Annotated in this window: 14 protein-coding genes and 3 tRNA genes; 12 read left to right on the forward strand and 5 right to left on the reverse strand. The window is 62.8% G+C overall.

The genetic code is table 11. The features are described from left to right. Positions 1 to 151 precede the first annotated feature (151 nt). The gene (gene clpB / locus AC1ZV1_RS04950) at positions 152 to 2,716 is read left to right on the forward strand and encodes an ATP-dependent chaperone ClpB (protein ID WP_484295761.1); all 2,565 of its coding nucleotides are present in this window, start codon (positions 152 to 154) and stop codon (positions 2,714 to 2,716) included. A 64-nt stretch (positions 2,717 to 2,780) separates the two neighbouring features. Here the strand turns inward: clpB and AC1ZV1_RS04955 are convergent, their stop codons facing one another. Together AC1ZV1_RS04955 and AC1ZV1_RS04960 are read right to left on the reverse strand one after the other, a co-directional pair. Beyond that, positions 2,781 to 3,134: a PilZ domain-containing protein gene (locus AC1ZV1_RS04955; RefSeq protein WP_484295762.1), complete on the reverse strand. Its 354-nt coding sequence runs from the start codon at positions 3,132 to 3,134 to the stop codon at positions 2,781 to 2,783. An 11-nt stretch (positions 3,135 to 3,145) separates the two neighbouring features. Continuing rightward, the gene (locus AC1ZV1_RS04960; protein WP_484295763.1) at positions 3,146 to 5,449 is read right to left on the reverse strand and encodes a DUF1631 domain-containing protein; all 2,304 of its coding nucleotides are present in this window, start codon (positions 5,447 to 5,449) and stop codon (positions 3,146 to 3,148) included. 216 nt (positions 5,450 to 5,665) lie between these two features. Here AC1ZV1_RS04960 and AC1ZV1_RS04965 point away from each other — a divergent pair. The 11 genes from AC1ZV1_RS04965 to cyoE all read left to right on the forward strand — a co-directional run bounded on the left by AC1ZV1_RS04965 (position 5,666) and on the right by cyoE (position 17,044). After that, positions 5,666 to 5,741 (forward strand) — tRNA-Asn (locus AC1ZV1_RS04965). 9 nt (positions 5,742 to 5,750) lie between these two features. Next, positions 5,751 to 5,827 (forward strand) — tRNA-Pro (locus tag AC1ZV1_RS04970). 6 nt (positions 5,828 to 5,833) lie between these two features. Then, positions 5,834 to 5,909: transfer RNA gene (locus AC1ZV1_RS04975), tRNA-Lys, on the forward strand. 372 nt (positions 5,910 to 6,281) lie between these two features. Beyond that, positions 6,282 to 8,471, forward strand: a complete 2,190-nt coding sequence (locus AC1ZV1_RS04980; protein WP_484295764.1) for a type I secretion system permease/ATPase — start codon at positions 6,282 to 6,284, stop codon at positions 8,469 to 8,471. 6 nt (positions 8,472 to 8,477) lie between these two features. Further along, positions 8,478 to 9,779 carry an HlyD family type I secretion periplasmic adaptor subunit gene (locus AC1ZV1_RS04985; RefSeq protein ID WP_484295765.1) on the forward strand — a complete coding sequence of 434 codons (1,302 nt, stop codon included), beginning with the start codon at positions 8,478 to 8,480 and terminating at the stop codon, positions 9,777 to 9,779. 5 nt (positions 9,780 to 9,784) lie between these two features. After that, entirely contained in the window at positions 9,785 to 11,239 is a 1,455-nt protein-coding gene (locus AC1ZV1_RS04990; protein ID WP_484295766.1) for a TolC family protein, read from the forward strand. Positions 11,240 to 12,164: 925 nt separating this feature from the next. Next, complete coding sequence (gene cyoA / locus AC1ZV1_RS04995) at positions 12,165 to 13,160, forward strand: ubiquinol oxidase subunit II (RefSeq protein ID WP_484295767.1); 996 nt, start codon at positions 12,165 to 12,167, stop codon at positions 13,158 to 13,160. 6 nt (positions 13,161 to 13,166) lie between these two features. Then, the gene (cyoB, locus tag AC1ZV1_RS05000; RefSeq protein ID WP_484295768.1) at positions 13,167 to 15,149 is read left to right on the forward strand and encodes a cytochrome o ubiquinol oxidase subunit I; all 1,983 of its coding nucleotides are present in this window, start codon (positions 13,167 to 13,169) and stop codon (positions 15,147 to 15,149) included. A gap of 4 nt (positions 15,150 to 15,153) precedes the next feature. Beyond that, positions 15,154 to 15,783: a cytochrome o ubiquinol oxidase subunit III gene (cyoC, locus tag AC1ZV1_RS05005; RefSeq protein WP_015475724.1), complete on the forward strand. Its 630-nt coding sequence runs from the start codon at positions 15,154 to 15,156 to the stop codon at positions 15,781 to 15,783. After that, entirely contained in the window at positions 15,783 to 16,145 is a 363-nt protein-coding gene (gene cyoD, locus AC1ZV1_RS05010; RefSeq protein WP_484295769.1) for a cytochrome o ubiquinol oxidase subunit IV, read from the forward strand. The genes cyoC and cyoD overlap by 1 nt, the downstream gene beginning before the upstream one ends. A gap of 11 nt (positions 16,146 to 16,156) precedes the next feature. Next, positions 16,157 to 17,044, forward strand: coding sequence for a heme o synthase (gene cyoE / locus AC1ZV1_RS05015; RefSeq protein ID WP_081517366.1), 888 nt, complete (start codon positions 16,157 to 16,159; stop codon positions 17,042 to 17,044). 145 nt (positions 17,045 to 17,189) lie between these two features. Here cyoE and AC1ZV1_RS05020 read toward each other — a convergent pair whose 3' ends face one another. The 3 genes from AC1ZV1_RS05020 to AC1ZV1_RS05030 all read right to left on the reverse strand — a co-directional run bounded on the left by AC1ZV1_RS05020 (position 17,190) and on the right by AC1ZV1_RS05030 (position 19,436). Beyond that, a complete protein-coding gene (locus AC1ZV1_RS05020) occupies positions 17,190 to 18,488 on the reverse strand; it encodes an NAD(P)/FAD-dependent oxidoreductase (RefSeq protein ID WP_484295770.1) in 1,299 nt (432 codons plus the stop codon). A gap of 53 nt (positions 18,489 to 18,541) precedes the next feature. Further along, positions 18,542 to 18,712, reverse strand: a complete 171-nt coding sequence (locus AC1ZV1_RS05025; RefSeq protein WP_484295771.1) for a DUF3094 domain-containing protein — start codon at positions 18,710 to 18,712, stop codon at positions 18,542 to 18,544. Between the two features lie 94 nt (positions 18,713 to 18,806). Further along, positions 18,807 to 19,436, reverse strand: a complete 630-nt coding sequence (locus tag AC1ZV1_RS05030) for a DUF1780 domain-containing protein (RefSeq protein ID WP_484295772.1) — start codon at positions 19,434 to 19,436, stop codon at positions 18,807 to 18,809. Between the last annotated feature and the right edge of the window lie 94 nt (positions 19,437 to 19,530).

Here is a 19,530-nt window from a genome sequence, read left to right on the forward strand (position 1 = left end):
AGGCCCTTTCCAAGGCACTAACTGACGGGTGTCATGGCCAAATGGCTTGAACCGACCAAAATCGTCCTTATCTATCTGGCATCCCGGCGGGTTAGTCGTGACCAGGGGCACTCATCGCTCCGGCCCGCTATAGAAAGGAAGGACGACCCTCATGCGAATCGACCGTTTGACCAGCAAGCTCCAGCTTGCACTCTCCGATGCCCAGTCCCTGGCCGTTGGACATGACCACCCGGCCATCGAGCCGGTACACCTGCTGTCCGCGCTCATCGAGCAGCAGGGCGGCTCCATCAAGCCCCTGCTGATGCAGGTCGGCTTCGATATCCCGGCGCTGCGCTCCTCTCTTAACAAGGAGATGGACACGCTGCCGAAGATCCAGAATCCCACCGGCGACGTGAACCTGTCGCAGGACCTGGCGCGTCTGCTCAACCAGGCCGACCGCCTGGCTCAGCAGAAGGGCGACCAGTTCATCTCCAGCGAGCTTGTCCTGCTGGCGGCCATGGACGACAGCACCAAGCTCGGCAAGCTGCTGACCAGCCAGGGCGTGTCCAAGAAAGCCTTGGAAAACGCCGTGGCCAACCTGCGTGGCGGCGAAGCGGTCAACGACCCGAACGCCGAGGACTCTCGCCAGGCGCTGGACAAGTACACCGTCGACATGACCAAGCGCGCCGAGGAAGGCAAGCTTGATCCGGTGATCGGCCGTGACGACGAAATCCGCCGGACCATCCAGGTCCTGCAGCGCCGTACCAAGAACAACCCCGTGCTGATCGGCGAGCCCGGCGTCGGCAAGACCGCCATCGTCGAAGGCCTCGCCCAGCGCATCGTCAACGGCGAAGTGCCCGACGGCCTGAAGGACAAGCGCCTGCTGGCGCTGGACATGGGCTCGCTGATCGCCGGCGCGAAGTTCCGCGGCGAGTTCGAGGAGCGCCTGAAAGCCGTGCTCAACGAACTGTCCAAGCAGGAAGGTCGGATCATCCTGTTCATCGACGAACTGCACACCATGGTCGGCGCCGGCAAGGCCGAGGGCGCCATGGACGCCGGCAACATGCTCAAGCCGGCCCTGGCCCGCGGCGAACTGCACTGCGTGGGCGCCACTACCCTGGACGAATACCGCCAGTACATCGAGAAGGATGCCGCCCTGGAGCGTCGTTTCCAGAAAGTGCTGGTCGATGAGCCGAGCGAGGAAGACACCATTGCCATCCTGCGTGGTCTGAAGGAGCGCTACGAGGTGCACCACGGTGTGACCATCACCGACGGCGCGATCATCGCCGCGGCCAAGCTCAGCCACCGCTACATCACCGACCGCCAGTTGCCGGACAAGGCCATCGACCTGATCGACGAAGCAGCCAGCCGCATCCGCATGGAGATCGACTCCAAGCCGGAGGAACTTGATCGCCTGGACCGTCGCCTGATCCAGCTGAAGATCGAGCGCGAGGCGCTGAAGAAGGAAGACGACGAGGCCACCAAGAAGCGCCTCGCCAAGCTGGAAGAAGACATCGCCAAGCTCGAGCGCGAGTACGCCGATCTCGAGGAAATCTGGAAGTCGGAGAAAGCCGAGGTCCAGGGTTCCGCGCAGATCCAGCAGAAGATCGAGCAAGCCAAGCAGGAAATGGAAACCGCGCGGCGCAAGGGCGACCTGGAAACCATGGCGCGCATCCAGTACCAGACCATTCCGGACCTGGAGCGCAGCCTGCAGATGGTCGACCAGCACGGTCAGACCGAGAAACAGCTGCTGCGAAACAAGGTGACCGACGAGGAAATCGCCGAAGTCGTGGCCAAGTGGACCGGTATTCCGGTGTCCAAGATGCTCGAAGGCGAGCGCGAGAAGCTGCTGCGCATGGAAGACGAGCTGCACAAGCGCGTCATTGGCCAGAACGAAGCCGTGGTGGCGGTTTCCAACGCTGTCCGTCGCTCCCGTGCGGGCCTCGCGGACCCGAATCGCCCCAGCGGTTCGTTCCTCTTCCTCGGCCCGACCGGGGTGGGCAAGACCGAGCTGTGCAAGGCCCTGGCCGAATTCCTCTTCGACACCGAGGAAGCACTGGTTCGTATCGACATGTCCGAGTTCATGGAGAAACATTCCGTGGCTCGCCTGATCGGTGCGCCACCGGGCTACGTCGGCTATGAAGAGGGTGGCTACCTGACCGAAGCCGTGCGCCGCAAGCCTTATTCCGTGGTGCTGCTGGACGAGGTCGAGAAGGCCCACCCGGATGTCTTCAACGTGCTGCTGCAGGTGCTGGAAGACGGTCGCCTGACCGACAGCCACGGTCGTACCGTGGACTTCCGCAATACCGTGGTGGTAATGACCTCGAACCTCGGGTCGGCGCAGATCCAGGAACTGGTGGGCGACCGTGAGGCGCAACATGCGGCGGTCATGGATGCGGTGAACGCGCACTTCCGTCCGGAGTTCATCAACCGGATCGACGAGGTGGTGGTCTTCGAGCCGCTTGCCCGCGAGCAGATCGCCGGCATCGCGCGGATCCAGATGGGCCGTCTGCGCAAGCGCCTGGCCGAGCGCGAACTGAGCCTGGAGCTGAGCGATGAGGCGATGGACAAGCTGATCGCCGTCGGTTTCGACCCGGTGTATGGCGCGCGGCCGCTCAAGCGCGCGATCCAGCGCTGGATCGAGAACCCGCTGGCGCAGCTGATCCTGGCCGGCAAGTTCAACCCTGGCACGCAGATCCATGCCAAGGTCGAGAGCGACGAGATCGTCTTCTCCTGATCCTTGCTCCACGAAAAAGCCCGCCAATTGGCGGGCTTTTTCGTGGCCGATTCAGACGCAGCGGTCAGTCTGTTTCGCGGGCGCCACCGAGCATGACCAGCAGTTGTTCGACCCGCTCCGCCTGATCCTCGGCGATATCGATGATGTGGAAGCCTGCCCAGCCCAGTTGTCCGTCAGTGCCGGCGCGGCTCCACAGACAGTCGGCGCCCAGATGGATCTCGCCGACTTCGTCCAGCGGCGGTGCGGGTACCAGCAGGCATTCCCAGACTGAATCGGTCTCTGGAACATCCACGCCGCAGAGCATGAAGCCTTCGGCGGACAAGTCAGCGAGTCGTCCGAGACTGCGCCCAGAGTGGCGGTCGAAGACTTCTACGGTCAGCCCGGTCTGATGCCGGCTGTGCTGGCGACGTTCTCCCATCGACTGCTCCTTCAGGTCTGTGCCGGGCTGCGCCCGTAGGTAATGCGTTGCAGGACCCGGTAGATGGCACTCAGCGCGCGATCCATCAGCGGGGCGGACTGTTCCGTCGGTACCAGGCGGACCTTGCCCGCTTCCATCTCCTGGGCCAACTGCACTATTGGTTTGACCGCCACTCGCTGCCCGGTGTGGTCGACGAACATGTAGTTGCGCGTGGTTGGGCTGAACCACGAGAGCTTGAGCCGGCGGGCAGGTGTGGTGTCGCCGAATTCGAACCAGGTGCCGAACTCCAGGTGGCTGAGCTCTTTCATCAATGCCCGGGCGCGGTCGGACAGCGCCTCGCCGTTGGGTTTGATCAGGGTATGGCCTTCGGCACCCAGCATGGCGCCCAGTGGACTTTCCGGCAGATCCTGCTTGAGCTGTGCGGCGATCAGCGGTTTCTGTGCCTGGATCGCGTGCTGGCAGGCGACCAGATCCTGCAGCAGCCGCCGGATGCCGTCCTCGTGGTAGCCGCCCAGCACTTCCAGGCCCTTGCGCAGGTCTTCCAGCAGGGCCAGGCGGATTGCCTGCAGGTGATCACGGTCGTCGGCATCCAGTGGGGTGACGCTCCAGGCCAGTTGTTCGCCGACCTCGCAGGCGCGCCTCCACTCGTCACTGTGCTCGCCGCTACGCAGGACAATGAACGTGAGAGCATCACACCAGCTCATTTCCAGAAAGTTACGCACCAGTTCCGGCAGATCGCGCTCATGGGTGACCTTGGCGATGGCCTCGAGTGCCTGCTCTCGCGCTGCCAACAGGCGATCGCGGCCTCGAGCGGCCTCCATGGCGCGACGCTCGCGCAGTTCGACCTTTTGCCGCAGGTTGGCGACGTATTCGTTGAATTCGCCCAGCAGGGTGTCGAACAGCGCCAGATCGCCGGCGAAGTCCTGGATCACCCGTTCGACCACCCAGTGCATCTTCGCCAGCAGCGCGCGCTCTTCGCCCTCGCCGCCATAGAGCACGCCGGCCTGGGCCATGGCATTGAGCAGCTTGCGCGCCGGATGGTGATGCTGGGTGAACAGCTGCTTGTCCAGCAACGCCACCTTGAGGAAGGGCGTATGCAGGTGGGAAAGGGTGGTCTTGCAGCTGTCGGGCAGGTTCTCGTCATCAAGGATGAAGTCGAAGACCATGCCCACGAGGTCGATGACGTCAGCTTCCTGGTCGGTCAGCCGGGTGTTGTTCGGCTGTGCGCTGCCAGCCTCCAGCTGGCGCTGCAGATCGGCCTTCAGCGCGTCGACCGGCTGCGGCTGGCGCAGGCGCTGGGCCAGCTCGTGGGCCGATTCGCGCTGCAGGCGGTTCAGCGCCTCCAATAGCTCGTTGGCGCTGTAGGTCGTGGTGGCGGAGCTCGGACCGAAGCTGACGATACTCTGCGTGTTGCCGAACAGCGTGGCCTTGTCCCCGCGTCGACGGTGTTCGGCGAGCAGCACGGCCAGACCGCCGAACAAGGCGTTGCGGTCGCCTGGCGGCATGTCCGGCAGGTCGCCAGCGGTCGCTTGGGCTGGCGGCGGGAGCGCTCCACTGTCCGTCGTCGTAGTGATCTTCTCTGCCGCAGCCGGGCGGGGCGAGGCTGGTGCTGCCGATCGCTGGCCCTGTGGACGGTACTTCAGGTTCGGCAGGATGCCGCCGTCGGCCAGGCGCTTGTTCAACTGTTCATATAGAGGTTGCAGGTGCTGCATGACCTGCTGATCGAACAGTACATAAAGGATGGTCTTGATCCGCAGTGGGAAGGCGCTGCGCGCGAGGGTGTCGCGGAAGGCCTGGGCGATGGCGTGAGGGCCGAAGGGGTTGCGGTCCTCGCCAAGCTTGCTGCCGTTGTTGAGTAGCGCCAGGCGCTGATCCAGGGCAAACAGCAGCTGGGCGCAATGGGCGCGTACCTGGTTGACCATGTTGGTCACCAGCAGCGTCTCTTCATATTCGTCGTTGCCGACCAGTGTCAGCTGATCCACATCCAGCTCTTCCAGCGGCTCCAGCTGGGGCAAATTGCCTTCGAGGAAGTCGCTCAGCCCCTGGGCGATCCGTTGGTGATAGAAACGCTCCAGATTCGGTCTTTCACGGCGGACTTCCCGCATGGCGTCGAAGAACAGCGCCTGGACCTGGTTGTTCTCGGCTTTTTCTGCGCATTCGAAAAGCGTGTCGTCCACCTGGGCGAAGACATGGCCCAGGAGTTCGGCGAGGTGGTTCATCGCCATCTGGCGGCAACCCTGCACCAGTTCGCCGAAGCGGGGCTGGATCACCCGGCTGGCAATGGGGGAGGGCGGTGGGGTGTCCTTGTTGCTCATGGCCATCCTGTGCGTGATCGTTCCGTTTGCACCCGCGGTGGATCACTCGTGTTTTTCCATGCAGATATAGCAACCAGCCCGCTCCCCTGCAAAGCAGAGAAAAACTTTTTGGATCAGAGTGTTGACAGGCGTTTCGATATACGTAAAATGGCGCGCCTCTGATACGGGAATCCGGTGAAGCCGGAGGAAAGTAAAGGAGATTGAAAGGCTCGTCGTTCCGCGATAGCTCAGTCGGTAGAGCAAATGACTGTTAATCATTGGGTCCCTGGTTCGAGTCCAGGTCGCGGAGCCAACTTTCAAACGGGGTATAGCGCAGTCCGGTAGCGCGCTTGCTTTGGGAGCAAGATGTCGGGAGTTCGAATCCCCCTACCCCGACCAAATTCAGGGTCGTTAGCTCAGTCGGTAGAGCAGTTGGCTTTTAACCAATTGGTCGTAGGTTCGAATCCTACACGACCCACCATATTCAAGGCATCAGGTCTGCTGAATGCCTGGAGCGGTCCCAAAACCGCTTCTCAGAAAAAGCCCACCTCTTGAGGTGGGCTTTTTCGTTTCTGCTCCCACTTCAATTCTTCGCATTCTCCAGCGCGCCGGCTGTGTCGGAATCGCCTGTCACGCTTATCTGATGGTTCCCCGTCTCCGACAGCCCCTATCGCCTGGATCGTACGCCGTCCGGGTGACGCCTTTCAGTTCCTGACCGCACCTTCCGCTGCGGCCCAATGTGGCTAAATCGCTGAAGGAAAGGGATGTCAGACCTATCAGGCTTTTCCGATGCCGCGCTCAATCGCGCATTTCTAACATGTGCCCAGCTTCCCCCTCCTACGAAGGTGTGCACATGAATTCCTCCTCTGCGCCTGCGACTGCTGAAGTCGACCTGGGCTTTTCATCTCAAAGTGACAGCCTCTTGGCTGGCGTGCGCTGGCTGTGCACCCACTTCGAGCGGCCAGCGACGCTCGAGTCGCTCTATGCCGGTCTGCCGCGTGACCGGAAGCTGCGTCCCAGTCTGGTGACTCGCATGCTCGAGCAGGCCGGGATCGGTGCCGGCTGGGTCAAGCGCCGTCCTGCAGAGCTGTCGGCCTACCTGTTCCCTCTGCTGCTGCTGTTCCGTAATGGCGAGGCCCGTATCCTGGTGGCTCGCCGCGGTGAGGAGTTCGAGCTGCTGCTCCCGGAGGCGGGTGGCGGCAGCATCACCATGAGTGCGGCGGAGCTGCAGGAAAACTATCTGGGCTACGCCCTGCTGGCCCGCCCGAAGGCGACGCCGGATGCGCGCACCGAGATTCCCAGGGAGGAGGGCAGGGGGCATTGGCTGTTCTCCACCCTGTGGAGCTACCGGCGCTTCTACTACAGCGCGGCGCTGGCGACCTTCCTGATCAATATCCTGGCGCTGGCCAGCACCTTCTTCATCATGAACGTGTACGACCGGGTCGTGCCGAGCCAGGCCTATGTCACGCTCTGGTCGCTGGCGGCCGGCGTGGTGCTGGCGATCGGTTTCGAGTTCGTCTCGCGGCAGGTCCGCGCCCACCTGATCGATAACGCTGGCAAAAAGGCCGACCTGGTCCTGGGAGCGAAGCTGTTCCGTCAGTTGATGGAGGTTCGGCTGGAGCACAAGCCGCTGTCGGCGGGCTCTTTCGCCAACCAGTTCCGCGAGTTCGAGTCGGTGCGCGACTTCATCACCTCGGCGTCGCTGGCAACCCTGGCCGACCTGCCGTTCTGCCTGCTGTTCGTCTTCGTGCTGTTCGTGCTCGGCGGGCCGCTGGCGCTGGTGCCGCTGGGGGCGATGATCGTCCTGCTGGCGCTGTGCGCGTACATCCAGTGGCCGCTGTCGAAGCTGATGAAGGAAAACCTGCGCGAAGCCTCGCAGAAGCACGGCCTGCTGATCGAGGCCATCGAAGGCGTCGAGACGCTGAAGGCGGTACGCGCCGAGGGCAGCATGCTGCGTCGCTGGGAAGACTTCAGTGCGCAGTTGGCGGCCTCGGGGATCAAGACCAAGTCCCTGTCGAACATGGCCTCCAACTCGGTTTCGCTGATCTCCCAGCTCACCACCGTCATCACCGTGCTGTGGGGCGTGTATCTGATCGGCGACGGCGACCTCACCCAAGGCGCGCTGGTCGGCATGGTGCTGCTCAGCGGCCGTGCGCTCGCGCCACTGGCCAGCTCGGTAGGCCTGGCCGTGCGTTACCAACAGGCAAAAACGGCCCTGGGCTCGCTGAACCAACTGATGGAGATTCCCACGGTACGTGACAACGGCCGCCGCTACCTCGACGTTCCGAACAACGCGACGCTGTCGTTGAGCAAGCTGAAGTTTTCCTATCCGGCACCGCCGATGCAGCCGCGCCCCACGGTTCTGAACAACATCAATTTGTGCGTCAAGCACGGTGAGCGCGTGGCCATCGTCGGCAGCATCGGCAGCGGCAAGTCGACCCTTCTGCGAACCATGGCTCGCCTGTACCAGCCGGTAGAAGGCCAACTGCTGATCAACGGTATCGACGCCGAGCAGATCGATCCGGCGGACTGGAGCTCCACAGTGGGCTACGTCGGCCAGGATGCGCGGCTGTTCTACGGCTCGCTGCGCGAGAACCTGATGATCGGCAATCCGTCCGCGAGCAGTGAGGAGCTCTTGCACGTGGTGCGCCTGACCGGCCTGGACTCGGTGGTCGCCAACCATCCGCTGGGCTTCGACCGTCCCGTAGGGGAAATGGGCCAGGCCCTGTCCGGTGGACAGCGCCAACTGGTCGCCCTGGCTCGCACGCTGTTGCTTCGTCCCCAGGTGCTTCTGCTGGACGAGCCCACCAGCGGCATGGACATGCAGACCGAGCGCCTGTTCCTGAAGCGCCTGGAGTCCGCGACCCAGGGCTGTACGGTCGTGGTGGCGACCCACCGTTTCTCGGTGCTGGAGCAGATTGACCGCCTGATCGTCTTGGACACCGGCCAGATCGTTGCCGACGGCCCGAAGGACGTCGTTCTACAGGCCCTGCAGGCCAACAACTCCCCCGCGCCGAGTCAGGCGCCGGCTACTGATCGGTGAGTAATCATGACGACTTCTGATATGCAAACGACGGCTCCCGCCGTCGTCGATTCCCCGAAGGCGCTTGCGTCCCAGGCTACCCCCTACTCCAAGGAAGTAGCCCGCCTGCGCGAAAACGACATTGCCTATGTTTCCGACCTGCAGGCTGCTCTGATCTCGCAGAAAACCACGGCGAGTACGGTCGTGCTGGCGCTGATCGCTGCCGTGTTTACCGGGCTCATCATCTGGGCCTATTTCGCCCGGGTAGAAGAGATCACCCTCGGGGAAGCGAAGGTCATTCCCTCCAGCCGCGAGCAGATCATTCAGAGCCTGGAAGGCGGCATTCTCGAGCAGATGACTGTCCGGGAGGGCGACGTGGTGGAGGCTGGCCAGGTCCTGCTGAAGATCGACCCGACCCGTGCCAACGCCAGCTACCGTGAGGCGCAGTCCAAGGCCCTGGCGCTGAAGGGCCAACTGGTGCGCCTGCGTTCGGAGGCCTACGGTCAGCCGCTGGTCTTCCCGGATGATGTGAAGGCCGTGCCGTCCATCGTCGAGGCCGAGACCGAGGCCTACAACGCCCGAAAACACGCGCTCGATGATGGCATTGCCGGCTTGCAGAAGAGCCTGTCGCTGGCCAACGGCGAACTGGTTGTTTCGGAGCGGCTGGCCAAGCAGGGGTTGATCTCGGATGTCGAGATTCTTCGCATGCGCCGCCAGGCCAATGAATTCAACCTGCAGATCAGCGAGCGTCGCAACAAGTACCGCTCCGAAGCCAACGCCGAACTGACGCGCGTCGAGAGCGAACTTGCCCAGTCGCTGGAGAGCGCGGCGGGCCGCGAGGACGTGATGAAGCGCACCACCATCACGGCGCCGCTCAAGGGCATCGTGAAGAACGTCCGGGTCAACACCATCGGCGGGGTCATTCAGCAGGGCCAGGACATCATGGAGATCGTCCCTCTGGAGGACCAGTTGCTGGTGGAGGCAAAGATCCGCCCGGCCGACGTGGCGTTCCTGCGCCCGGGCCTCGCTGCCACTGTGAAGATCTCCGCCTACGACTTCGCGATCTATGGCGGCCTGAAGGGCAAGGTCGAGCTCATCAGTCCCGACACCATCAAGGACGACGAGATGGCCCGCCAGGGTCGTCCGGACAGCTCGTTCTACCGTGTGCTGATTCGCACCGACCAGGCCGCGTTGACCATGGGGGACCGGCACTTCCCGATCATTCCCGGCATGACCGCCACCGCGGAGATCCGTACTGGCGAAAAAACCATCCTGGACTACCTGCTCAAGCCCGCGCTGAAAGCGCGTGAAGCCTTCCGCGAGAGATGATTGACATGAAAAGCCTTAAATCTTCTGCCATCAACAAACGCTGGGGCTTCAGCCAATCCGCTCTGGGCCTGGCCATGGTCTCGCTTGTCTCCGTGGCCCAGGCTACTGATCTGGGGGGCGCAATGAGCGCCTACGCCGCGTCCGAACGGGCTGCCGCTGCTCCGTCCCGACCGGCGGCGACCAGGCTGGACCTGAGCCTGCCGGAAGAACTGCAGGCAGGGGCCTCGGCGTCGAGCCTGGGGCAAGCCGAGACTTCGCTGGCCTATATGCGTGAGCTGGTGGCTACCGCGCTGCGCATCAGTCCGGAGATGAGACAGGCTGATGCCGGCTGGCAGGCTGCCAAGGGCGATGTAGACCAGGCCAAGGGCGCGCGCTGGCCGCAGGTGCAGATCAGCGCCAGCTCAAGGCAACTGCAGAGCGGCAACAGCAACTACGACAACAGCGGTTCCACGTCCGTACAGATGGTCACGCCGGTCTATGACTTCGGCACGATCAAGCACAACATCGACAGTCGCAGCAAAACGGCGAACGCACAGGAAGAGGTGAAAGGTCAGACGGAAGTGACGGTCGCCTACAACACCGCTTCGGGTGTTCTGGAACTGGCGCGTCAGCAGGAGGCGCTGGATATCAGCGATCGCTATGTGGCGCGCTTGCGTGAACTGGTGAGCATGCTCGCGCGGATTGCCGAGGCCGACCCGGGTCGCGCCAGCGAGGTCGTTCAGGCTCGAGCCCGTTTGCTGCAGGCGCAGACGGCCCGCGATCTGGTGCAGTCGAAGCTGCAGGAGCAGAAGACCACCCTGGCCAAGCTGGTGGGGAAGGATGTGAGTGTGCCGCCGAACGCGAAATGGGACTGGGCTCCGATTCCGCTGGATCGTGCGCTGGCGCAGATGGGTGATCAGCCGGCTGTGCGTCAGGCACGCTGGGAGAAGGAGGCGGCGCTGGCCAGTGCCGAGTCCGCGAAGTCTTCGCGGATGCCGAAGCTGAACTGGGTCGTGGGCCGTAACACCGGCGACAACATGTTCGACAATGAAGAGCCCTGGTCGACCGGTCTTGCCGTGCAGTGGACGGCCTTTTCAGGCGGCTCGGCGTCGGCGGCGCAACGTGCGGCCTACGCCCGGGCTGATGCGGCCGAGCAGAAGATGGAGGCGACCCGTCGCGAGTCGGAGTACCTCATTCGCAACCTGGTCCAGCAGCGCGACCTCTCGGCTGCCCGTGTGGGTGACTACAGTGCCCTGCTGGCGGAGTCGGATCGGGTGCGCAAGATGTTCTATGACCAGTGGTACCACCTGGGCAAGCGCACCCTGCTGGATGTCCTGATCGCTGAAAATGACTACTACTCCCAGCAGATTGCTGCGGCCGAGACCTACTACAGCGTCAAGGCGTCCGACCTGCGTATTCGCGCGGAAACCAGCGGCCTGATCGCGTGGCTGGCCAACGGCAGCGAAGCCGCCAGTCTCTGATTTCACGCTCAGCGCAACCCGGGTTTCGCGTGTGTTGTCCGAATTATCCCGGCATGCCCGCGTCGGCGATCAGAAGGCCCCGTCTTGCCGATTCCGGGAGACGGGGAAGCCGCGGAAAATCTTCGAGTGAACGCTGCACGAACGTCACAATTTGAATGACTTTGCCCCTTGCTAAAGTCGGTGTGCGTCGATGTGTCGCAGGGTGCGCAGGCGGATTCCGCGACTTTCGCAACGCTTCTTGATCGCCATCATGGCAAGGACTTTGCCGAAGGCGCTAGCGCTTCTTTTTGTGCTCGCTCCGGGCCTCTGAAAGCCGCGTGCTTCATGGTTCTGACACATCCCCGTGGCACCCCATGCAAGGCCCTGGCAGGGAAGGAATAACCCTGCTCGTCTTCTGTGAATTGATCGTTTTATGATCGGTTCTGCTCGGTACTGTTTCTCGGACTGAGAAAATATCTTGTTAAAAATGGGCGGAATGGGCCTTGAAAGCAGTTTCTGAAATGCTTTGTAATACCCGCCGTCCATTTCCTACCCCCAAATCGCTGAGTCGCACTGACGCAGATCATGGCCAGTGCTCACCCTTTGGTGCAGCGGCATAACAACAGGGGGCTGCCATCGGTGGGCTCCTGTCATACGACGAGTCGGGCAATCCACTCGTGCATCCGGTGTGCGACGCGCGTGCTCTAACAGGCCGCCAGTCCAGACACCACACGCTGAATAACACGGAACGAATCAGCTGACGAAATCGGTTTCGCATCGCGAAGACCGGGCGACCTCCCTTTGCCTGGAATCCTTGCGGCCGCGTTCGTGAATCCATGACAGCCCTGGCAGGCGGCTTGGAAAAGTCGCGGGTAACGAGTCGTCGAGCAAAGCGTGGCGAAGGCTCATGGGCGGTGAAGCGATTTTCATCCACTAAGGCCGCAAGATGAAAAAAGAGCAGTACACAGGAATTTTGAAGAGACTTGCGTTTCTGCCGATGCTGATGCTCGGTGGTTGCAACATGGCGCTGTTCGACCCGAAAGGGCAGGTCGGCGCTGACGAGAAGTCCCTGATCATCACGGCAACCCTGCTGATGCTGATCGTGGTGGTGCCGGTCATCCTGATGACCCTTGGGTTCGCCTGGAAATACCGGGCGTCGAACACCAAGGCCACCTACATGCCGGACTGGTCTCACTCGACCAGGATCGAGCTGGTGGTATGGCTGGTTCCCTGCCTGATCATCGCCGTGCTCGGCTGGATCACCTGGGAAAGCACCCACAAGCTGGACCCTTACCGTCCGCTGGACTCAGAGGTCAAGCCGGTGACCATCCAGGCCATCTCGCTGGACTGGAAGTGGCTGTTCATCTACCCGGAACAGGGCATCGCCACCGTCAACGAAATCGCCTTCCCGAAAGACACCCCGGTGAACTTCCAGATCACCTCGGATTCGGTGATGAACTCCTTCTTCATTCCGCAGTTGGGTAGCCAGATCTACTCCATGGCCGGAATGATGACCAAGCTGCACCTGATCGCCAACGAAGAGGGTGTGTTCGACGGCATCTCCGCGAACTACAGCGGCGGCGGCTTCTCGGGCATGAAGTTCAAGGCCATCTCCACCTCCGAGCAGGGCTTCCAGGACTGGGTTGCGAAGGTCAAGGCCTCGCAGCAGACCCTGAACCTGGATCAGTACCCGGAGTTGGTCAAACCGACCGAGAACGTCCCGGCGACCTACTTCGCCACCGTCAGCCCCGAGCTGTTCTCCCACGTGCTGAACAAGTGGGAACACGCTGGCCACGCGATGGCCAAGGCTCACGAAGCCAAGGAGCAGGCCGCCAAGGGCGAGCACGGCGAAGCAGTGCATGACGAGGCCGCCATGGCGGACCACGACATGAGCAACATGCAAGGCATGCAGGGCATGCAAATGAATCCGAGCCAGGAGTAACCGCAGATGTTCGGGAAACTGACACTGTCGGCCGTGCCGTATCACGAGCCGATCATCGTCATCACGCTGGCCGTCGTCGCCCTGTTGGGCCTCGGTGTGTTCGGCGCGATCACCTACTACCGCAAGTGGACCTACCTGTGGACCGAATGGCTGACGTCCATCGACCACAAGAAAATCGGCGTGATGTACATCATCGTCGCCCTGGTCATGCTCCTGCGCGGCTTCGCCGACGCCATCATGATGCGCGGCCAGCTCGCGCTGGCTGAAGGCGCCAACCACGGCTACCTGCCGCCGGAACACTACGACCAGATCTTCACCGCTCACGGCGTGATCATGATCATCTTCATGGCCATGCCCTTCATGACCGGTCTGATGAACCTGGCCGTGCCGCTGCAGATCGGCGCACGCGACGTGGCGTTCCCCTTCCTGAACTCCCTGAGCTTCTGGCTGCTGGTCGTCAGCGCCATGCTGGTGAACGTCTCGCTGGGCCTGGGTGAATTCGCCCGCACCGGCTGGGTCGCCTACCCGCCGCTGTCCGAGCTGGCCTACAGCCCGGGCGTGGGTGTGGACTACTACATCTGGGCACTACAGATATCGGGTATGGGTACCTTGCTCACGGGTATCAACTTCCTGGTGACCGTGTTCAAGATGCGCACTCCCGGCATGAAGCTGATGCAGATGCCGATCTTCACCTGGACCTGCACCTTCGCCAACATCCTGATCGTTGCGTCGTTCCCGATCCTGACCGCGGCCCTGGGCCTGCTGTCGCTGGACCGTTACTTCGACATGCACTTCTTCACCAACGAGCTGGGCGGCAACGCCATGATGTACATCAACCTCTTCTGGGCCTGGGGCCATCCTGAGGTGTACATCCTGATCCTGCCGGCTTTCGGTATCTTCTCCGAAGTCACCGCGACCTTCGCTGGCAAGCGCATGTTCGGCTACACCTCGATGGTATGGGCGAGCGCCGCGATCACCTTCCTCGGCTTCACCGTGTGGCTGCACCACTTCTTCACCATGGGTTCGGGCGGCGACGTCAACGGCTTCTTCGGCGTGGCGACCATGCTGATCTCCATCCCGACCGGGGTGAAACTGTTCAACTGGCTGTTCACCATCTACCGTGGCCGCCTGCGCTTCGACACCCCGATCCTGTGGACCCTGGGCTTCATCGTCACCTTCACCATCGGTGGCATGACCGGCGTTCTGCTGGCCATCCCGGGCGCTGACTACCTGCTGCACAACAGCCTGTTCCTGATCGCCCACTTCCACAACACCATCATCGGTGGTGCCGTGTTCGGCTACCTGGCCGGCTTCGTCTTCTGGTTCCCGAAAGCCTTCGGCTTCAAGCTGGACGAGAAGTGGGGCAAGCGTTCCTTCTGGTGCTGGCTGGTCGGCTTCTACATGGCCTTCATGCCGCTGTACATCCTCGGCTTCATGGGCATGACCCGTCGCCTGAACCACTACGACAACCCGATGTGGAAGCCGTACCTGGTCGTGGCGTTCTTCGGCGCCGTGCTGATCTTCTTCGGCATCGCCTGCCAGTTGATCCAGCTGCTGGTGTCGATCAAGAACCGCAAGGCCCTCGCCGACGAGACTGGCGACCCGTGGGGTGGCCGTACCCTGGAGTGGTCCACTTCCTCGCCGCCGCCGTACTACAACTTCGCCGAACTGCCGAAGGTCAACGACATCGACGCGTTCCACGAGATGAAGCAGACCGGTACCGCGTACCGCAAGCTGCCGGCCTATGCGCCGATCCACATGCCGAAGAACACCGCGGCGGGCTTCTCCATCGCCGTGTTTGCCTTCCTCTTCGGCTTCGCCGCCATCTGGCACATCTGGTGGCTGGTGGGTGTTGGCTTCGTCGGCATGATCGCCTCGGTCATCGTGCGCAGCTACGTCACCGACGTGGACTACTACGTCCAGCCGGATGAGATCGAGCGCATCGAAAACGCCAACTTCCAGAAACTCGCCACCGCGCAGCAGGTATAAAACCATGTCGACGGCAGTACTGAATCAACACCTGGTCGATACGCACGAAGCGGCGCACGACCATGACCACGCCCACGACAGCGGCGGCATGACGGTCTTCGGCTTCTGGCTGTACCTGATGACCGACTGCATCCTGTTCGCGAGCGTCTTCGCCACCTATGCCGTGCTGGTCAATCACACGGCCGGCGGCCCGAGCGGCAAGGACATCTTCGAACTGCCCTACGTGGCCGTCGAAACCGCGATCCTGCTGATCTCCTCCTGCACCTACGGCCTGGCCATGCTGGCTGCGCACAAGGGTGCCAAGGGCAAGGCCATCGCCTGGCTGGGCGTGACCTTCCTTTGCGGTGCCGCGTTCATCGGCATGGAGCTCAACGAGTTCCATCACCTGATCGTCGAAGGCTTCGGCCCGAGCCGCAGCGCCTTCCTGTCGTCGTTCTTCACCCTGGTCGGCATGCACGGCCTGCACGTATCCGCAGGCCTGCTGTGGATGCTGGTGCTGATGGCACAGATCGGCACCCGTGGTCTGACCGCGCAGAACAACACCCGCATGATGTGCCTGAGCCTGTTCTGGCACTTCCTGGACATCGTCTGGATCTGCGTCTTCACCGTCGTCTACCTGATGGGGGCTCTGTAATGACCGCTGCTGCACATCATCACGACTCCCACGGTGCCGGCCACGACAACCACGGCGCCGGTCACGGCAGCCTGGGTTCGTACGCCGTCGGCTTCGTGCTCTCGGTGATCCTGACTGCGATCCCGTTCTACATGGTCATCGACGGTGGCTTCTCGCGTCACGCCACCCTGTTGACCATGGTGATCCTGGGCCTGGTGCAGGTCGTCGTGCACCTGATCTGCTTCCTGCACATGAACTTCAGCTCCGAAGGCCGCTGGAACGTCATGGCATTCATCTTCACCGCCATCATCATCCTGCTGGTGGTCGGTCTGTCGCTGTGGATCATCTACACCGCAGACACCCTGATGATGCCGATGCCCTGAGGGCCGATGCCGTGAAACTCAAGCGTTATCTCCTGGTCGCCAAGCCGGGCATCATCTTCGGAAACCTGATCGCGGTGGCGGGGGGATACTTCCTCGCCGCTCGCGGCAGCGTTGACCCGATGCTGCTGCTGGCCACCGTGATCGGCCTGTCCCTGGTCGTTGCCAGTGGTTGTGTGTTCAACAACTGCATCGACCGCGACATCGATCGCTTCATGGAGCGTACCCGCAGCCGTGTCACCGTGACCGGGCAGATCTCGCTGAAGGCCGCCCTGGCCCACGGCGTGGTCCTCGGCGCGGCGGGCTTCGGCCTGCTGGCGTGGAAGACCAACGTGCAGGCGACTCTGCTCGCTGCGTTCGGCTTCTTCGTCTACGTCGTGCTCTACAGCCTCTGGCTCAAGCGCAGCTCGGTCTACGGCACGCTGGTCGGTAGTCTCTCCGGAGCCATGCCGCCGGTGGTGGGCTACTGCGCCGCCAGCGGTCACTTCGACATGGGCGCGGCGGTGCTGCTGCTGATCTTCTGCCTCTGGCAGATGCCGCACAGCTATGCCATCGCGATCTTCCGTCTCAACGACTACCGTGCCGCCGGGATTCCCGTGCTGCCGGTAGAGCGGGGCATCGAAGCGACCAAGAAGCAGATCCTGTACTACGTCGTGGCCTTCGGCCTGGCGACCCTGCTGCTGACCGTGACTGGCTTTGCCGGCTACGGTTACCTGGTGGTGGCGCTGGCTGTCAGTGCCTGGTGGCTGTTCATCGCGGTGAAAGGCTTCAGTGCTGAAGACGACCGCCGCTGGGCCCGCCAGTTGTTCGCCTTCTCCATCATCGCAATCAGCGTGCTGAGCCTGATGATGTCCATCGACTTCCAGGCCATCCCGGCCCAGTCGATGCTGGCGGCGCTGTAAGGCTGCTCGGCTGCAACGAAAAAGCCGCCCCTCGGGGCGGCTTTTTTGTGCCTGGTATTTCTCGGCGACGCAGATGTTGCAGGGGCTTCGCGCTCTAAAAAGAGCGGATACTTTCGGAGTCCGCCCTTCGTCCTTCACCGATGGATCAATGCAGCTTCAATCTGGGCTCGGTGCTGCGGCCAATGCGATCCGCGATCATCAGCAGCGCGGTGCGGAACGGCCCGTACAGCGCCATCTGGTGCATGCGGTACAGCGACACATAGAACATGCGTGCCAGCCAGCCTTCCAGCTTCACACTGCCCATCAGATTACCCATCAGGTTGCCCACCGCGCTGAAGCGCGACAGCGAGATCAGCGAGCCGTAGTCGGTGTAGCGGTATTCCGGCAGCGGTTTGCCATCCAGCTTCGCGACCAGAGCCTTGGCCAGCAGCGATGCCTGCTGGTGTGCGGCCTGAGCGCGCGGCGGCACGGTGCGCTCGCTGCCATCGCCCAGCGGGCAGGCGGCGCAGTCACCGAAGGCGAAGATGTTGTCGTCGCGGGTGGTCTGCAGCGTCGAACGCACGACCAACTGGTTGAGGCGGTTGGTCTCCAGGCCGTCGATGTCCTTGAGCAGGCTTGGCGCGCGGATGCCCGCTGCCCAGACCTTCAGGCTTGCCGGAATGAACTCGCCAGCGGACGTGCGCAGCCCCTCGGCGGTGACTTCCTGCACGGCCGAACCGGTGGCCACGCGCACGCCAAGTTTTTCCAGCGTCTGGTGTACCGGTTGGCTGATGCGCTCGGGCAGCGCCGGCAGCACGCGCGGGCCGGCCTCGATCAGGGTGATGCGCATGTTCTGCGGCTGAATGCCGGTCAGGCCGTAGGCCGCCAGTTCCTGTGCCGCGTGGTGCAATTCGGCCGACAGCTCGACACCCGTGGCGCCGGCACCCACGATGGCGACGCTGATCTGATCGTCCTTGTCCTGCCCGGCGTGGGCGCGCAGGTAGTGGGTCAGCAGCAGCTTGTGGAAGCGCTCGGCCTGCTCGCGGGTGTCCAGGAAGATGCAGTGATCCGCAGCGCCCTGGGTGCCGAAGTCGTTGGTGGTGCTGCCGATGGCCAGGACCAGGGTGTCGTAGTCCAGTCCGCGCGCCGGCACCAGTTCCTCGCCCTGCTCATCGAGCGTGGCGGCGAGCTGGATGCGCTTGCTCGCGCGGTCCAGGCCGGTTAGGCGGCCGAGCTGGAATTCGAAGTGGTTCCATTTTGCCTGGGCGACGTAATTCAGCTCATCCTCGGAAGAGTTGAGCGAGCCGGCGGCGACTTCGTGCAGCAGGGGTTTCCAGATGTGGGTGAGGTTGGCGTCGACGAGCGTAATGCGCGCCTTGTCCTTTTTACCCAGGGTGCGGCCGAGACGGGTCGCGAGCTCCAGCCCGCCGGCGCCGCCGCCGACGATCACGATACGATGGGACATGATGCATTCTCATAGCTTAAGGAATCCTGTATCGGCCCGTGGCGGCACGGCGCTCACGCAAGGTAGGCCAGGAGGCGGCTCAGCAAACCCAGGGCGATGACCACCGCAAGCAATCCGGCCATCATCAGCCAGGGCTTGAACGGTGCACGCTGGACCTGGTGGACGGGGGAGCTGAGGTACTGATCGACCTTCTGCTGGTCTTCGGGGCTCAGGCGACTGGGCATGGGCGGCCTCCGTTTATAATGTCGAGCATTCTAGTCGGGCTTGGGCGGCCTCTCAATGCGCCGCCGATCAATGCCGCTTTGCGTCGGCGTCTGTTTACAGGCCGACGCCCATATCGAAAAGGATGCTCCGGCCCAGGCTTCCGCGCAGGAAGTCCGGCGCGTCACTGTGGGCGAAGAGCACGCGGGCAAACGTAGGTCCGACCACCGACAGCGATCGCCACCCCTGGCGCAGGAACTCGGTCGGAGGAGGGAAGGGCGTGTTGAAGTCCGGCGTCTCGCGCTTGAGGCTGACGAAGGCCAGCAGGTCCAGCTCGCGCGGGTCGATACCGCGCTCGGTGTAGTTGTGTGCCTTCTTGCGCAGCGTCGGCGCCAGGCGCGCCTGCAGTTCCGCACAGGGAATCCGCCGCGGTCGCTGCTCCCGGCGGATCAGTTGGTTGAGACTCTGGGCCATGCGTCGGCGCAACAGTTCCTCCTTCCACTCCTCGTTGAGCCGACGCCCCTGGTCGAGCACGAAGAACACCTCGAAGGTGGCGTCACGGAACAGCACATCCGGCGGCTGTTGCGTGGGCGCGACGAAGTCCTCCTGGCGATACGGCACTTTCAGCGCCTGCAGCAGGCGCTGGCAGGCCCAACACTCCCGCTCCCACTTGCGGGCGTTGGAGAGAAAGTCGTTGGCTTGTTCCGCCTGGCGCGTCAGCAGACGCAGATAGTCAGACTCATTCATGTCTCAAGCATAGTTGCTGGCAACCGCGGGCGGGCTCCGATGGCGGTGTAGACTGTTGCCAACCATTGGCCGCTGCGGGGAAGGGGGAAGCGTG

This window comes from Pseudomonas sp. BB438 (assembly GCF_057180225.1).

Coding starts and splice junctions, on each gene's coding strand:
- cyoB (WP_484295768.1), top strand. CDS start 13,167: ATGTTCGGGAAACTGACACTGTCGGCCGTGCCGTATCACGAGCCGATC.
- AC1ZV1_RS04955 (WP_484295762.1), bottom strand. CDS start 3,134: ATGGGAGAACGTCGCCAGCACAGCCGGCATCAGACCGGGCTGACCGTA.
- AC1ZV1_RS05020 (WP_484295770.1), bottom strand. CDS start 18,488: ATGTCCCATCGTATCGTGATCGTCGGCGGCGGCGCCGGCGGGCTGGAG.
- AC1ZV1_RS04985 (WP_484295765.1), top strand. CDS start 8,478: ATGACGACTTCTGATATGCAAACGACGGCTCCCGCCGTCGTCGATTCC.
- clpB (WP_484295761.1), top strand. CDS start 152: ATGCGAATCGACCGTTTGACCAGCAAGCTCCAGCTTGCACTCTCCGAT.
- AC1ZV1_RS04990 (WP_484295766.1), top strand. CDS start 9,785: ATGAAAAGCCTTAAATCTTCTGCCATCAACAAACGCTGGGGCTTCAGC.
- AC1ZV1_RS05025 (WP_484295771.1), bottom strand. CDS start 18,712: ATGCCCAGTCGCCTGAGCCCCGAAGACCAGCAGAAGGTCGATCAGTAC.
- AC1ZV1_RS05030 (WP_484295772.1), bottom strand. CDS start 19,436: ATGAATGAGTCTGACTATCTGCGTCTGCTGACGCGCCAGGCGGAACAA.
- AC1ZV1_RS04960 (WP_484295763.1), bottom strand. CDS start 5,449: ATGAGCAACAAGGACACCCCACCGCCCTCCCCCATTGCCAGCCGGGTG.
- cyoC (WP_015475724.1), top strand. CDS start 15,154: ATGTCGACGGCAGTACTGAATCAACACCTGGTCGATACGCACGAAGCG.
- AC1ZV1_RS04980 (WP_484295764.1), top strand. CDS start 6,282: ATGAATTCCTCCTCTGCGCCTGCGACTGCTGAAGTCGACCTGGGCTTT.
- cyoA (WP_484295767.1), top strand. CDS start 12,165: ATGAAAAAAGAGCAGTACACAGGAATTTTGAAGAGACTTGCGTTTCTG.
- cyoD (WP_484295769.1), top strand. CDS start 15,783: ATGACCGCTGCTGCACATCATCACGACTCCCACGGTGCCGGCCACGAC.